Annotated in this window: 13 protein-coding genes; 7 read left to right on the top strand and 6 right to left on the bottom strand. The window is 61.7% G+C overall.

From position 1 onward, the window contains the following. Positions 1 to 137 precede the first annotated feature (137 nt). The 5 genes from ACZ0BA_RS09995 (at position 138) to ACZ0BA_RS09975 (ending at position 6,897) form a co-directional block, all read left to right on the top strand. Positions 138 to 1,970, top strand: coding sequence for a hypothetical protein (locus ACZ0BA_RS09995; protein ID WP_463451126.1), 1,833 nt, complete (start codon positions 138 to 140; stop codon positions 1,968 to 1,970). A 122-nt stretch (positions 1,971 to 2,092) separates the two neighbouring features. Continuing rightward, positions 2,093 to 4,597, top strand: a complete 2,505-nt coding sequence (locus tag ACZ0BA_RS09990) for a DNA internalization-related competence protein ComEC/Rec2 (RefSeq protein ID WP_463451125.1) — start codon at positions 2,093 to 2,095, stop codon at positions 4,595 to 4,597. Positions 4,598 to 4,672: 75 nt separating this feature from the next. Then, positions 4,673 to 5,521: an alpha/beta hydrolase gene (locus ACZ0BA_RS09985; protein ID WP_463451124.1), complete on the top strand. Its 849-nt coding sequence runs from the start codon at positions 4,673 to 4,675 to the stop codon at positions 5,519 to 5,521. 51 nt (positions 5,522 to 5,572) lie between these two features. After that, positions 5,573 to 6,139, top strand: coding sequence for a dCTP deaminase (dcd, locus tag ACZ0BA_RS09980; protein WP_463451123.1), 567 nt, complete (start codon positions 5,573 to 5,575; stop codon positions 6,137 to 6,139). A gap of 17 nt (positions 6,140 to 6,156) precedes the next feature. Beyond that, positions 6,157 to 6,897: a hypothetical protein gene (locus ACZ0BA_RS09975; RefSeq protein WP_463451122.1), complete on the top strand. Its 741-nt coding sequence runs from the start codon at positions 6,157 to 6,159 to the stop codon at positions 6,895 to 6,897. 4 nt (positions 6,898 to 6,901) lie between these two features. On the opposite strand, the gene ACZ0BA_RS09970 is transcribed toward ACZ0BA_RS09975, so the two are convergent. Next, entirely contained in the window at positions 6,902 to 8,461 is a 1,560-nt protein-coding gene (locus tag ACZ0BA_RS09970) for a sensor histidine kinase (RefSeq protein WP_463451121.1), read from the bottom strand. A gap of 3 nt (positions 8,462 to 8,464) precedes the next feature. After that, positions 8,465 to 9,157, bottom strand: a complete 693-nt coding sequence (locus tag ACZ0BA_RS09965; protein WP_463451120.1) for a response regulator — start codon at positions 9,155 to 9,157, stop codon at positions 8,465 to 8,467. Positions 9,158 to 9,364: 207 nt separating this feature from the next. On the opposite strand from ACZ0BA_RS09965, the gene ACZ0BA_RS09960 reads away from it, so the two are divergent. Then, positions 9,365 to 9,907, top strand: coding sequence for a Spy/CpxP family protein refolding chaperone (locus ACZ0BA_RS09960; protein ID WP_463451119.1), 543 nt, complete (start codon positions 9,365 to 9,367; stop codon positions 9,905 to 9,907). Positions 9,908 to 9,981: 74 nt separating this feature from the next. After that, positions 9,982 to 10,863 (top strand): intradiol ring-cleavage dioxygenase, encoded by an 882-nt coding sequence (locus ACZ0BA_RS09955; protein ID WP_463451118.1) that lies wholly within the window; start codon positions 9,982 to 9,984, stop codon positions 10,861 to 10,863. 18 nt (positions 10,864 to 10,881) lie between these two features. Here the strand turns inward: ACZ0BA_RS09955 and ACZ0BA_RS09950 are convergent, their stop codons facing one another. From ACZ0BA_RS09950 to ACZ0BA_RS09935, 4 genes are all read right to left on the bottom strand, one after another. Beyond that, entirely contained in the window at positions 10,882 to 11,073 is a 192-nt protein-coding gene (locus ACZ0BA_RS09950; RefSeq protein ID WP_463451117.1) for a YqaE/Pmp3 family membrane protein, read from the bottom strand. A gap of 98 nt (positions 11,074 to 11,171) precedes the next feature. Further along, on the bottom strand, positions 11,172 to 13,430 hold the full coding sequence (locus ACZ0BA_RS09945; RefSeq protein WP_463451116.1) for an Orn/Lys/Arg family decarboxylase: 2,259 nt from the start codon (positions 13,428 to 13,430) through the stop codon (positions 11,172 to 11,174). Between the two features lie 212 nt (positions 13,431 to 13,642). Further along, the gene (locus ACZ0BA_RS09940; protein WP_463451115.1) at positions 13,643 to 14,209 is read right to left on the bottom strand and encodes a DUF4337 domain-containing protein; all 567 of its coding nucleotides are present in this window, start codon (positions 14,207 to 14,209) and stop codon (positions 13,643 to 13,645) included. A 24-nt stretch (positions 14,210 to 14,233) separates the two neighbouring features. After that, complete coding sequence (locus ACZ0BA_RS09935; RefSeq protein ID WP_463451114.1) at positions 14,234 to 14,719, bottom strand: dihydrofolate reductase; 486 nt, start codon at positions 14,717 to 14,719, stop codon at positions 14,234 to 14,236. Positions 14,720 to 14,728 lie beyond the last annotated feature (9 nt).

Here is a 14,728-nt window from a genome sequence, read left to right as displayed (position 1 = left end):
AGCAAATAGTTTGTTGGAACTATAATACTGGCCTTTGATTTCTATGGTGCCAACATGACCACGCTCACCCACTCCCGCGTTGCTAATTTGCTGCCCTGTTATCACGAAGTGCCGGCGTGAACAGGCGGCACCGTTTTTTGACGGCGCTCGACGCATGGTTCGTTCGCCGCACTGCATTTCTCGCCCATCCGCGCGCGCCAAGGGTGGCCGCATTACTGATTCCGATACTGTTTGGCTTAATGTCGGTGGTGATCGGCCAGGATGCCAATTGGGATCTGCGCAACTATCACGTGTACAACGTGCACGCGTTGCTGAACGACCGCATAGGCTTCGACCTGGCGCCTGCGCGCTTTCAGACCTATTTCAACCCCACGCTGGACCTGCTTTATTATGGTTTGAACCGCTGGTTGTCGCCGCATGCGGTCGGCTTCGTCATGGGTGCCTTACAAGGCCTGAATTTCGTTCTTCTGCTGGCGATCGCGCGCCAGCTGAGCGGCGTGTCCGCCGATTGGCGTATACCGCTTCTGTTAGCCGCTGTCGCCATGCTGGGCCCTGGTTTCCGTGGCGAGCTGGGCAACACAATGGGGGACAACACGACCGCGCTGTTTCTGCTGGGGGCGCTGTATCTGGTCTTGTCCCGCTGGGATGCGGTGCTGGAGCCGGTTGCGAAGGCCGCAATGGTGGTGCTGTGTGCCGGTTTGTTGATGGGCGCGGCCACCGGATTAAAGTTAACCAACGTTGCCTATGCGGTTGCGCTGTGCCTGGCCTTGTTAGCCTTGCCTTTGCCGTATGCCCGACGTTTCGGACTCGCTTTTCTGTTCGGTATCGGAGTGCTCGCAGGCATGGCGCTCATGGGCGGCTGGTGGTTCGTGAAGATGTGGCACATGTTCGCCAACCCGCTGTTCCCGCAATTCAATAACATCTTCCACAGCCCTTGGGCGGCCGAGACCGGTGTTATCGATACGTCGTTTTTGCCGAAGACCCTGTTGGAGTATCTGTCTTGGCCGTTCATCTTTGCAGCCGATTACCGACGCGTGACGGAGGTGGCGCACAGCCTGATCATGTGGCCTGTGACCTATTTGCTGTTTGCGGCATTCGGTTTGATGGCGTTGTTGCGCCGTCTGCGCGGCGCTGGCGCCCCTGTCACCAGCGCACGTGCGCGCTTTTTCTTGCTGTTTTTCGCTCTGGCCTATCTGGTCTGGATGCGCATGTTCAGCATTTACCGTTATCTGATTGCTCTGGAACTGCTCATGCCGCTGGCGGTCTGGCTGTTATGGCGCGGCATCGCCAGCAGTGCGCGGGCCGCCCAACGTCTGACTGCGGTCACATTGGTAGTGTTGCTGCTCTGCGCAATGCCGACGCCGCAGTGGGGCAACGCGCAGTGGGGCAAGCAGGCCTATAGCGCCGAGATGCCGGTGTTCACCCAGCCCGCGCAGACCGTCATTTTTTTCGCGAACCCGGAGCCGCCGATGGGGTGGATGGTGACGATGTTCCCGGCTCAGATAAAGTTCATTGGCGTCGATACCGGCTTTCCGGAGTCGCCGGCATGGCGACAACGTATGCGCGAGGCGGTGGCCGAACGCAGCGGCCCGCACTACGTCATGTTAGGGGCTGTGAAGAATGAGAAGCTCGATACCATGCGCAACAAGCTGGCTGCGGCGCAATGGCTGGGCTTGACCGAGGACGCCGCTGGCTGCACAAAGCTGGACTGGCTGGGGCGCGTGGTTCGGCTGCAGGTGGAATTGCGCCGATTACCATCGGGTGGTTGCACCTTTGAGCTGCCGCCGCAGCATCGCGAGGTGGATCTGGTGACACCGAATCGTGTCATCGCCGCTGCGGCGGCGGACCATTTGCAGCGGCATGGCATTTCCATGGATATGGACAGCTGCAAGGCTTATCCGGCCGCGCTGGGCCGCAAAACCTATATGTATCAACTGTGCCGTGCGACCCCATGGAAACGCTCGCATTGATCAGGATCAAAGGCGGCATCGATGCCATGTTTGCTCCCGACACGCTTGCATAGTATCGCTCTGACGGCCTTAAGGCATGGCCGATTGCTCAATTGCACCAGTGGTGCACCGGCGAGGTGGCTATGCGGATGGCGATCATTGGCTTTGCGGCGGGGGCGGCGTTCTTGCAAACGCGGTCGGCGCTACCTGGCGTCCCTGTCTTGGCCTGGCTTGCGTGTTCTTCGCCAGTCTGGTTGGCGCTAGGGCAAATCGCAGTTAAGCGCATTTTGCCCACGGATGGGACGCTGTGGCAGCGAATTTTACGCGCGGCGCACGCTTTATTGGTTGGCGCGGTAGTCGGCTTTTACTGGGCGGCCTGGCTGGCGCATGTGGCGTTGTCATCGCAATTAGCCAGCGCGGACGAGGGACGGGATTTTACGGTCGTAGGCACCGTCGACAACTTGCCTTATCGGTTTGCGCAGGGCGTGCGTTTTAACTTTGCCGTGGAGCGTGTAGTGGACGGCCCCGGCGGGGCGCTGCATACGATGCCCGGTCCGGCGCCGGTTCCTCCCCGTATCGCGTTGTCGTGGTATGCCGGCTTTCGCGACCAGGTGACCGAAGTGGGAAACGTGCAACCGGGCGAACGCTGGCAGCTCACCGTCCGTCTGCAACGCCCTCACGGCAACGCCAACGAATACGGTTTCGATTACGAAGCGTGGTTGCTGGAGCAGGGCGTTCGGGCGACCGGTTACGTGCGGCCAAATCACGGCAACGGGCGCCTGGACAGCTTTGTCTTCAGCGTCCACAACCTCGTCGAGCATTGCCGCGCCGCGCTGCGCGCACGGATTATGGCGGCGCTTCCCGACAAACCCTACGCGGGCGTGATTGTCGCCTTGGTGGTGGGTGACCAGCGCGGGATCGATCAATCCGACTGGAAGGTATTCACCAATACCGGTATCGGTCATCTGGTCAGCATCAGCGGATTGCACATCACGATGGTGGCGGGTTTGTTTGCGCTGATCGCCTTTACGTTGTGGCGACATTCGTTCTTCACACGCGCGCAATTGCCGTTGCTACTGCCAGCGCAAAAAGTCGCGGCGCTGGTCGGCGCTGCCGTGGCATTGTTCTATGTGCTGCTGGCCGGCTTCGGGGTGCCGGCGCAGCGTACCCTGTACATGTTGATCGTAGTCGCCGCCGCGCTGTGGCTGAACCGGATCGCCAGTGTGTCGCATGTGTTGTGCACCGCGCTGGGCGTCGTGGTGCTGCTTGATCCATGGGCTGTGCTGTGGCCGGGATTTTGGTTGTCGTTCGGCGCGGTGGCCGTCATTTTGTATTCCACAGTTGGCCGTACCACGCTGCGTTCAGCGCGCCGAGTTCAGGGCGCCGAGGATACTTCGCATGACGCACATCCCGGGCAGACGGCGGCTGCGCGGTGCTGGGCGGCCATGCGCGTCGGCGCGCATACGCAGTACGCCGTCACGCTTGGACTGGTGCCGCTGACCATGCTGCTGTTCGCGCAGGTATCCGTCATCAGCCCATTGGCGAACGCGGTGGCGATACCGCTGATTAGTCTAGTCGTCACGCCGCTGGCGCTGGTCGGCAGCATGCTGCCGCTGACATTGGCCAGCTTCGTCCTCAGTTTGGCCCATTCGATCGTCGAGTGGCTCACTATTTGCCTGCAATGGTTCAGCGGTCTGCGTTACGCGGTCTGGCGCGCGCCGACACCGCCTTTGTGGCTGTTTTGTTGGGCGATGTCCGGCACCGTGTGGCTGCTCGCGCCGCGCGGGTGGCCGGTTCGCTGGCTTGGCCTGGCGACGTGGATACCGCTGCTGGCGGCCGAGCCGTCGCACCCGGAACCGGGCCGCATGACGGTGACCGCTTTCGATGTGGGGCAGGGCATGGCGTTGTTGATAGAGACCAGCCATCATCGGCTGCTGTACGATACCGGCCCAAGCTACGGTCCCGAAATCAACGCCGGCAACCGCGTCATATTGCCATATCTGCGGGCGCGCGGCATCCCCTCGCTCGACGCCATGATTGTGAGCCACAGCGACGTCGATCATTCAGGCGGCGCCTTGTCGGTGCTGGACGGCTTGCCGGTCGATTGGGTACTCGGATCGCTGCAGCCCAGTCATCCGATCATGGCGGCGGCCCGGCGGCAGGTGCAGTGCGCCGCAGGCCAGGCGTGGACCTGGGACGGCGTGCGCTTCGAGATACTGCATCCGCTGGCAGCCAGCTACGCCGACAACACGCTGAAACCCAATGCGCGGGGCTGTACGCTGAAAATCACCGCCGGCGGCAAATCCATGCTGCTCGCCGGGGACATCGAGGCCTTGCAAGAATCGCAACTGGTGTCGCGCGACCATGAGCGGCTGCGGGCCGACGTCCTGCTGGTTCCCCATCATGGCAGCGGCACCAGTTCGACGCCGGAGTTCCTGGAAGCGGTAAGCCCGCAGACCGCCGTGTTCCAGGTCGGCTACCGCAACCGCTACCAGCATCCCAAAAAAGAAGTCTACGACCGTTACGGCGCGCTGCACATCCAACGCCTGCGGACCGACCAATCGGGCGCATTGACCTTCGATTTCGGTGAGACGATAGACATGGCCAGCTACCGTGAATCGCATGCACGCTACTGGTACGGCCGTTGAATTAGAGCCTTCCCACCAGCCGCTGGCCGGATCTGCCGTTACAATTGGCTGATAATAACCATACGGAGACCGCTTGTGAGCAAGCCCAAGCTGCATTTCGCCCACGCCAACAGCTACCCGGCGGGCGTGTACCGCCAGTTCTTCGAGCGCCTGAACGACCAATTCGACATCCAGGCGCTCGATATGCACGCGCATAACCCCAATTACCCGGTAACCGATTGCTGGCCGCGCCTCGTCGACGAATACATCGCCGAACTGACAGCGCGCTATACGGAGCCAGTGATCCTGGTCGGCCATTCGCTGGGCGGCATGCTGAGTTTACTGGTCGCCCACGCGCGACCGGATCTGGTGCGCTGCGTCGTCATGCTCGACGCGCCGGTGGTCGCCGGCTGGCGCGCGCTGGTCTGGCGCACCATCAAGCTGGTTGGCAAGCAGTATGACGTGCCGCCGGCTAAATTCTCCAAACGCCGCCGCAATGTGTGGCCGAGCGCCGCCGCCGCCTATGAGCACTTCGCCAGCAAGGATATTTTCGCCGCCTGGGGGCCGGGTGTGCTGACCGATTACATCGACAACGGCCTTAAACCGCATCCGGAAGGCGTCCAGCTGCGCTACACGCGGGAGGTGGAGACGGCGGTCTACGCCACTTTGCCGCACCATCTGCCTAAAATCGTGCGCGGGCCGTTCCCGGTGCCGATCGGCTTCATCGGCGGTACCGATTCATGGGAAACCAGCCAGTCCGGCCATGATCACACGCAAGCGCTGGTGGGCCGCCATTTCCGGTTGATCCCGGGCGGCCATCTGTTTCCGATGGAGACGCCGGTGGCGGCGGCCGACGCTACCGCCGAGATGATCGCCGGTCTGCTGGACGACCAATCCGCTCCCGGCGGCGCTAAAAAGGTTCTTAAACACGGGGCTTTCGCGTAAAATCTCGTCCATTCGGGGCGATAGAGCCCTCGGCAATTTTAGGAATGTGCGATGACGATTAAAAGCGATAAATGGATACGCCAGATGGCGGAGCAGCACGGGATGATCGAGCCGTTCTTCCCGGACCAGGTGCGTGAGCAGGATGGCCGCAAAGTCATCTCTTACGGTACCTCGTCGTACGGCTACGATATCCGCTGCGCCGACGAATTCAAGATCTTCACGAACATCAACAGCACCATCGTCGATCCGAAGAACTTCGATTCGAATTCGTTTGTCGACGTCAAAAGCGATGTGTGCATCATCCCGCCGAACTCCTTCGCGCTTGCCCGCACCATGGAGTACTTCCGTATTCCGCGCAGCGTGCTGACGGTCTGCCTGGGTAAGTCTACGTATGCGCGTTGCGGCATTATCGTGAACGTCACGCCGTTCGAGCCGGAATGGGAAGGGTACGTGACCCTGGAATTCTCGAATACCACGCCGCTGCCAGCGAAGATCTACGCCGGCGAGGGCTGCGCACAGGTGCTGTTCTTCGAGAGCGATGAAGTGTGCGAAGTGTCGTACAAGGATCGTAACGGTAAATATCAGGGCCAGCGCGGCGTCACCTTGCCGAAAGCTTAAGGGCGCGCGAATACGTAATGAAATCAATAATCTTCTGCACGAGCTATATCAGAGACGCCGCAGCCTGGGAGACCCGATATCAGCGCTGGCTCGATTATTATCAGGATTTCCCGCTGGATGTGGTCAAAAGACTCATGATCGATGACGGGTCGCCGTATCTGCCGCCAGCCGAAATCATCAAAACGGTTTCCAATACCGCCCCTCTGGCGTCGGAAGAAGACAAGAATCTGATCATTCGCTTCGACGATAACCTGGGGCGCCAGAGTATCAAGGACTATCCCGGTTGGTGGCGCAGCTTTCTGCATTCGGTGGAGGTGGCCCGCGAGCTGGGCGTCGATAAAATCATTCATATCGAGTCGGATGCGTATGTCTTGAGCCCACGGCTGCGCGATTTCATCGACCAGACCCGCAGCGGCTGGCACGTGCTGTGGACCCAGCATAACAATTTTCCGGAAACGGCAATCCAGGTGATCTGCCGCGATCAGTTTGAGATTTTCGAGGACTTCAAGCGGAGAAATCCTACGCTGCATTTCCCGGACATGGCCGAGCATATGCTTCCATTCACCGCAGTGAACCGGGAGTTCAAGGGCGACCGTTACAGCGAACTCAAACGAAATCGCGGCATCTTCCGTTCGAAGAAATTCAATCGGCTGCCGCTATTCAAGCTGGATTTCTTCAACGTGCAGGTTCCGGACGACGCGGACTTCGTGACCCAGGGCGTGAGCAGCCAGCATCTGGAATACCGGCGCAACGGATAGGCCGTTACAGCTTTACCGGCAGGATCATCTCCACACACAAGCCACCACCCGCACGGTTGGTGGCTTTTATACTTCCGCCATGCGCTTCGATCACGTGCTGGGCGATCGCCAGCCCCAGGCCGTGGCCTTCGGTGCCGGCATTGGCGGACCGGAAGAAGGGCTGGAAGATGGTTTCCAGATCGGCCGGCGCCACGCCAGGTCCCCGATCGAGCACACGGATGCAGAGCTGGCGCGCGTCGGGCAGGGACCGCACTTGCAGTTGCACCTCGCCGCCTTCGTTACTGTGCTTGATGGCGTTGCGCACCACGTTCTCGATCGCGCGTCCCAGCAAATCCGCCTGGCCGAGCACCAGCACATCGGCGTCGCCCTCGCGCACCACCGTGCGGTGCTGGCTGGCCGCCTCGTAACTGGCGTCGTCGGCGATTTGCTCCAGCAGGTCGGCCATGCTGATTTCCTCCTGGCTGGCCCTGATCGCACCGGCCTCCAGACGGGCCAACGTCAGCAGCTCGCCCACCAGTTTGTCCATGCGGACGCTTTCGCGTTCGATGCGCTCCATCGAGGCGTCGATCTTGTCCGGCTGCTGGTGCGCCAGGCCGATGGCGGCCTGCAGCCGCGCCAGCGGCGAGCGCAGTTCGTGCGAGACGTCGTGCAGCAGGCGTGTCTGGCCGTCGATCAGATTGCGCAGGCGCGCGGTCATGCGGTCGAAGTCGCGACCGAGGTCGTTCAGTTCCGTGAGGCTTTTGCCGGATGCGCTGACGAAGCGCGGCGCCAGGTCGCCGCCGGCCGCTGCGTCGAAAGCCGCCCGCAAGGCGCGGATCGGTCGCGAGAAGTACCAGGCCAGAAGCACCGAGAACAGCAAGCTGGCGAAAACCGCAGCGACGATCGGCACCCATGGCGTCAGCGGCTGGAATCGTGGGCCCATCGGTCCGCGCGGGCCCTGCATGCCTGGACCGCCACTAGCGCCATTGCCACCTTGCGCCTGGCCTGCGGAAGAACCGCCGGGCGAGCCGCCGTTGGGCGGTGGACCGTCTGGACCGCCGGGCCGATTGGGATCGAACCGGCCGTCGAAATTGCCGCCCATGCGCCGGTCCTCAAACAACATCTGCTGGCTTTTCAGGCCGGCGAGCAGCTGCCGCGACTCGCTGTCGAAGCCGCGCTGGTGCTCCGCCCAAGGCAGGAAAAGCATATAGCGATTGCCCTGCGGGTCGTACACCTGGCGCACCACGCGACGCTTGCCGTCGTCCTTGAGCAGGGCGCGCGACTCGCGCAGCATGGCCGGGCTGACGATACGGCCCAGCATTTCGCGGCCTTCGTCGTCGACTGCGTAGACGCGCCGTCTGTCCATATTTTCAAGCATGCGACGCAGGGCGTTGGTGCCGCCATATTCCAGCGTGGCGGCGGCCGCGTTGATGGCCATTTCCGCCGGCGGGCTGGTATCGATATCGGCCGGGGTGGCGCTTTGCTGGCTGCGGTCCTTGAGCCAGATGCCGCCGAGGATACCCACGGTCGCCGTCATCTGTGCCAGTAGTATGCACACGAAGAACTTCCAGAACAGACGGCCCACAGGCTACTCCTTGATCAGCTGATAGCCAAGGCGGTAGACCGTTTGCAGGCAAGAGCGGCCGTCGGCGATGGTGCCGAGTTTATGCCGCAAGCTGCTCAGGTGAACGTCGATATTGCGGTCGAAGCGCGCCAGCGGGCGGCCCAGGCCCTGTTCGGACAAGGTGTTCTTGCTGACCGGGCGTCCGGCGTTGCGCGCCAAGACCTCGAGCAGATTGAATTCGGTGCTGGTCAGTTCCAGCTTGGCGCCGGCCCAGGCGGCGCGGCGCTGCTCCGGCCACATGGTCAGCTGGCCGACGTTGAGGGCGGCCGGCGTGCCGTTGTCGGTCGGCGCGCTTTGCGCCCGCCGCAGGATGGCGCGGATGCGGGCCGTCAGTTCGCGCGGCGTGCAGGGCTTGGTGACGTAGTCGTCGGCGCCCAGTTCGAGGCCGACGATGCGGTCGGTGTCGTCGCCGCGGCCGGTGAGCATCAGGATGGGCAACTGGCTGTTGGTGCGGATGCGGCGCAACGTCTCCAGGCCGTTCATGCGCGGCATCATCACGTCGAGGATGGCGATGGCGTAAGTACCGGTGGCCGCTTCGGCCGTGCCGGCTTCGCCGTCGTGCACGGCTTTAACGTCGAAGCCTTCCTGCTCCAGGTACTCCTTGAACATGCCCACCAGCTCGATGTCGTCGTCGATCAACAGTACTTTGCTCTTCATTTGCTGCGCAATTCTTTCTATAAGGATCGTTAATCATACCAGCCGCACAGGTTCGGTCAGCCACCATTTACCCCGATTTACAACGCCTTGCCGACGAGAAACTCTGCCCAAGACCGCTGTTTTACGCCGATTTACGTTGTCCTTACGCTACTTAACAAACGGCAACTAGAGAATGGCGTCTTCCAGTTGAGAAAAGGATGGAATTGCATGAAAACTAATAAACTGTACTTAACCAAGCTGTTGCTTGCGATGGCCATGGCGCTGCCGTTATGCGCCGGCGCTGTCGGCGCCAACGAAATGGAAGACCACCACCCGGCCATGCAGCATGGCGGCCCGGACCGCGACGGTCCGGACGACGGGCCGCGCGGGCAGGGCGGTATGCCACCCTTCGGCCCGCCGGGTATGGTTGGCGGGGTGGGGCGTCCGCTGTTCCTGCGCTCGGTCGTATTGAGCGAAGCCCAGGACGACAAGGTGTTCGCGATCCTGCACGAAGAGAAGCCGTATCTGCGCGAGCAGGGCAAAGCCGCCGCCAAGGCGCAGGAGGCGCTGCGCGATATGGCCGGCGCCGACAAGTACGACGACGCCAAGGCGGCATCCCTGGCGCAGGCGGCGGCGACAGCCATGGCCAACATCTCGTTGCAGCGCGTGCGCACCGAACAAAAACTGTTGGCCCTGTTGACACCGGAACAGCGTAAAAAACTGGACGGCGACAAGGAGGGCAGGGACAAACCACGCCGTTCGCGTCAGTAGCCTTAACCAGGGGCGCCAACCGGCCACCCCGGCCATCGCGGGGCGGCGGTTCAACTAATATAAGGGGAGCAAGCATGGAACATCATGACGATAACGAACACAGCCTGGCGGCCGATCTGACCGCGATGCTCAATCTGAACAGCGACCGTCGCCAGACGTTGCGCTGGCTGTTGGCGGGCGCCTCGGCGCTGCCGATGATGGGTTGCGGCGGCGGTTCGGACAGCGCCAGCGATAGCACCAGCACGACCGCGACCGCGACGGTCACGACGCCAGCCACCACCACCCCAACCACCACGACCACCGCCGGCTCATGCTCGGTGATACCGGAGGAAACCGGCGGCCCGTATCCGGCCGACGGCACCAACAGCACTTCCAGCGGCGTGGTCAACGTGCTGACGCAATCGGGCGTCGTGCGCAGTGATATCCGCAGCAGTTTCAACGGCGCGACGGGTGTGGCGGCAGGCGTGCCGCTGACGATCAAACTGCAGGTGGTGAATGTGAACGGCAGTTGCGCGGCGCTGGACGGCTACGCGATCTACCTGTGGCATTGCGATCGCGACGGCAACTACTCGCTGTATTCGAGCGGCGTGACGACGCAGAATTATCTGCGCGGAGTGCAGGCGACGGATAGCAGCGGCAACGTGTCGTTCACGTCGATTTTCCCGGGCTGCTATTCAGGCCGCGTGCCGCATGTGCACTTCGAGGTATATCGAACGCTGTCGGCGGCGACCAGCGCGTCGAACCGCATCAAGACGTCGCAATTCACCTTCCCGGTGGCGACCTGCAACGAGGTGTACGCCACGGCCGGCTACAGCGCCAGCGTACGCAATATGGCCGCGATCAGCCTGGCGACCGACAACGTGTTCAGTGATGGCTATTCGCTGCAAATGACCACGGTGACGGGGAATGCCACCGATGGTTACGTGGCGACGTTGACGGTGGGTGTGTCCGGTTAAGTCCGAACAAAGCGGCCGTTAGCGGCCGCCCATGGCGTCGCGGATCTTCTGGTCGGTTTTGTACTGGCTCAGCGCATACACGGCCCAGATCGCGGCGGGCAGCCAGCCGATCAGGGTGATTTGCAAAATCAGGCAGATGATGCCGGCGAAAGGGCGGCCGATCGTAAAGAAGGTCAGCCACGGAAGAATCAGGGCAATAAGCAGGCGCATGTAGGTGTTGTCTCTCTATCTGATGACGACGGGGGCGTGCCGGCGGCACGCCCCAATCCGAAATTTACCATATCGGCCGGATCATCCCGGCCAATCCATCAATCGTCCAGCTTGACGCAATCGACGAAGTAACCGCGCTTGCCATCGACCTCGCGCTTGACCAGGCCGTGCACGTCCGTCTCGAAGCCCGGGAAGCGCTCGTTGAAGTCGCGCGCGAAGCGCAGGTAGTCGACGATCGTCTTGTTGAAGCGCTCGCCAGGAATCAGCAGCGGAATGCCCGGTGGATAAGGCGTCAGCAGGATCGACGTGATACGGCCTTCCAACTCCTCGATCGCGACGCGCTCGATTTCGCGGTGCGCCATCTTGGCGAAGGCGTCCGACGGCTTCATCGCCGGGATCATGTCCGACAGATACATCTCGGTCGTCAGGCGCGCGACGTCGTAGGCCTTGTAGAAATCGTGGATCTGCTGGCACAAGTCGCGCAGGCCCATTTTTTCGTAGGTCGGGTTGGCGGCCGCGAATTCCGGCAGGATGCGCCACATCGGCTGGTTCTTGTCGTAATCGTCCTTGAACTGCTGCAACGCGGTCAGCAAGGTGTTCCAGCGGCCCTTGGTGATGCCGATGGTGAACATGATGAAGAACGAGTACAGCCCGCACTTCTCGATGATCACGCCGTGCTCGGCCAGGTACTTGGTGACGATCGACGCCGGAATGCCGCTGTCGGCAAACTGGCCGTCAAGCGACAGGCCCGGATTGACGATGGTCGCCTTGATCGGGTCGAGCATGTTGAAGTTCGGCGCCAGGTTGCCGAAGCCGTGCCAGTCGTCCTCGGCGCGGATGACCCAGTCTTCACGCGAACCGATGCCTTCTTCGGCGAAGTTCTGCGGGCCCCACACCTGGAACCACCAGTCCTTGCCCCATTCCTGATCGATCTTCTGCATCGCGCGGCGGAAGTCCAGCGCTTCCAGGATCGATTCCTCGACCAGCGCGGTGCCGCCCGGCGCTTCCATCATGGCGGCGGCGACGTCGCACGAGGCGATGATCGAGTACTGCGGCGAGGTCGACGTGTGCATCAGGTAGGCTTCGTTGAAGGCGTCGCGGTCCAGCTTGACCGTTTCCGATTCGCGCACCAGCACCTGCGAGGCCTGCGACAGGCCGGCGAGCAGCTTGTGGGTCGACTGGGTCGAGAAGATCATCGACTCCTTGGCGCGCGGACGGTCCTTGCCGATCGCGTGCATGTCCTTGTAGAAGTCGTGGAAGGTGGCGTGCGGCAGCCACGCTTCGTCGAAGTGCAGCGTGTCGATCTTGCCGTCCAACATTTCGCGCAAGGTCTCGACGTTGTAGACCACGCCGTCGTAGGTCGACTGCGTGATCGTCAGGATGCGCGGCTTCTTGTTCTTGGCTTCACGCGCGAACGGATTGGCATCGATCTTGCGCTGGATGCTCTCCATCGTGAACTCTTCGAGCGGAATCGGCCCGATGATGCCCAGGTGGTTACGCGTCGGCATCAGGAACACGGGAATCGCGCCGCACATGATGATCGAGTGCAGAATCGACTTGTGGCAGTTGCGGTCGACGACGACGATGTCGCCCGGCGCCACGGTCGAGTGCCAGACCATCTTGTTCGACGTCGAGGTGCCGTTGGTCACGAAGTAGCAGTGGTCGGCGTTGAAGATGCGCGCGGCGTTGCGCTCGGACGCGGCCACCGGGCCGGTGTGGTCAAGCAGCTGGCCGAGTTCCTCGACGGCGTTGCAGACGTCGGCGCGCAGCATGTTCTCGCCGAAGAACTGGTGGAACATCTGGCCGATTGGCGACTTCAGGAAAGCCACGCCGCCCGAGTGGCCGGGGCAGTGCCACGAGTACGAACCGTCGTTGGCGTAGTGCACCAGCGCGCGGAAGAACGGCGGCGACAGCCCGTCCAGGTAGGATTTGGCTTCGCGGATGATGTGGCGGGCGACGAATTCCGGCGTGTCCTCGAACATGTGGATGAAGCCATGCAGCTCGCGCAGGATATCGTTGGGGATGTGGCGCGAGGTGCGGGTTTCGCCGTACAGGTAGATCGGGATGTCGGCGTTCTTGTAGCGGATTTCCTCGACAAAGGCGCGCAGCGATTTGAGCGCGGTGTCGGTTTCCTCGACGGAGCCGGCGCCGAATTCCTCGTCGTCGATCGACAGCACGAAAGCCGACGCGCGCGATTGCTGCTGGGCGAACTGGGACAGGTCGCCGTAGCTGGTCACGCCCACCACTTCCATGCCTTCTTTTTCCATTGCATCGGCGAGGGCGCGAATGCCCAGGCCGGACGTGTTCTCGGAACGGAAATCCTCGTCAATAATGACGATGGGGAAACGAAATTTCATGCATGTCTCCAAAAAAGCAAGCCGCCCCTTACAAATGTGAAGGGGCGGACAGGGCGCGACACGATTGGCTAGCGGTCGCAGAAAAAAAATAAGAACGGGATTCTCGCAGAAATGCGCCCGCTGCGGGAAAAAAAGATCATATAGAAAAAATGACCAAACCGCGCAGTAGAGTGCCTCAGCGGTGTGACCGGCGTATTACAGCCGGCCCGACCTTAATGTAGCCAGGCGATGACGCCGAGCCCGATGCCGACGGCGGCCACGCCATACGCCAGGCCCATCATCCATTTCTTGCGCGTCAGCAGGGTGATCGCCGCCAGCGAGATGGCGATTTGCTCGGCGGTGGTCGCCAGCGCCCACTGATGATGGTGGTGCATGGCCTCGTCCGACTTGTGATTCCATTCCTTGGACGATTCTTCCCATTTCTCCGCTTCCTTGCGGATATCGTCCTTTTCGGCCTTGTAGCGGGCGACATCGGCCTCATATTTCTTTGGGTCCACGCCTGGCAAGGTCATCGCCAGTTCGGCCAGGTTTTGCTTGCTGGACTTGGCTTGGTAGTAATTCCAGCTGTTGGACGCTTGCGTCTTGTCGATCGCGGCGTTGTTCTTGAACATGGCCGCGTCGTTCTGCGTGGCCCCGCCCAGATAGCCGAAAGTGGCGCCGACGGTCGCCAGGATCGCCGTCATGACAGCAATATTGTTTGAGAAGCCATCGTTTCCGTGGGCTGCATGTTCCACCGCGTGATCGTGCGGTCCGTGTACGTGAAAACCTTGGCCTGACATTGGTGTTTTATCCTTGATGAGAAGTTAGACTTTACGACGGTAAGTGACAAACGCGTACGGCAAACCGGCTGTTTCGGAGGTGTGCTGCTCGCGGGCGGTTTCCTCCCACACCGCGAGGTCGATTGCAGGGAAGAAAGCGTCGCAGTCGAAGGCTTGGCCGATTTCGGTAACGATCAGGCGGTCGGTCACGGCCATCGACTGCTTGTAGATCTCGGCGCCGCCGATGACATAGCCTTCGGCGCCGTCGAGCAGCGAGATGGCCGCATCGACCGAATCCACCGCCTCGACGCCGTCGTGGCGCCAGTCGGCGTTGCGGGTGATGACGATGTTGCGGCGGTTGGGCAGCGGACGGCCGATCGAATCGAAGGTTTTGCGGCCCATGATGATCGGATGGCCGGTGGTCAGGCGCTTGAAATGGGCCAGATCTTCCGGCAATTTCCACGGCAAGGTGTTGTTGATGCCGATGCCGCCTTGCTGGTCGGTGGCGACGATGATGGTCAGTGTGCTCATGGATACTCG

Source organism: Duganella sp. AC917, from assembly GCF_979258245.1.
Note: the sequence above shows the minus strand (reverse complement) of the source record. Positions and strands in the feature narration are given on the sequence as shown.

Excerpts from the sequence above, each read along its gene's own strand:
- ACZ0BA_RS09990 (WP_463451125.1), top strand. The coding sequence starts at position 2,093 with ATGCGGATGGCGATCATTGGCTTTGCGGCGGGGGCGGCGTTCTTGCAA.
- dcd (WP_463451123.1), top strand. The coding sequence starts at position 5,573 with ATGACGATTAAAAGCGATAAATGGATACGCCAGATGGCGGAGCAGCAC.
- ACZ0BA_RS09975 (WP_463451122.1), top strand. The coding sequence starts at position 6,157 with ATGAAATCAATAATCTTCTGCACGAGCTATATCAGAGACGCCGCAGCC.
- ACZ0BA_RS09965 (WP_463451120.1), bottom strand. The coding sequence starts at position 9,157 with ATGAAGAGCAAAGTACTGTTGATCGACGACGACATCGAGCTGGTGGGC.
- ACZ0BA_RS09960 (WP_463451119.1), top strand. The coding sequence starts at position 9,365 with ATGAAAACTAATAAACTGTACTTAACCAAGCTGTTGCTTGCGATGGCC.
- ACZ0BA_RS09955 (WP_463451118.1), top strand. The coding sequence starts at position 9,982 with ATGGAACATCATGACGATAACGAACACAGCCTGGCGGCCGATCTGACC.
- ACZ0BA_RS09950 (WP_463451117.1), bottom strand. The coding sequence starts at position 11,073 with ATGCGCCTGCTTATTGCCCTGATTCTTCCGTGGCTGACCTTCTTTACG.
- ACZ0BA_RS09945 (WP_463451116.1), bottom strand. The coding sequence starts at position 13,430 with ATGAAATTTCGTTTCCCCATCGTCATTATTGACGAGGATTTCCGTTCC.
- ACZ0BA_RS09940 (WP_463451115.1), bottom strand. The coding sequence starts at position 14,209 with ATGTCAGGCCAAGGTTTTCACGTACACGGACCGCACGATCACGCGGTG.
- ACZ0BA_RS09935 (WP_463451114.1), bottom strand. The coding sequence starts at position 14,719 with ATGAGCACACTGACCATCATCGTCGCCACCGACCAGCAAGGCGGCATC.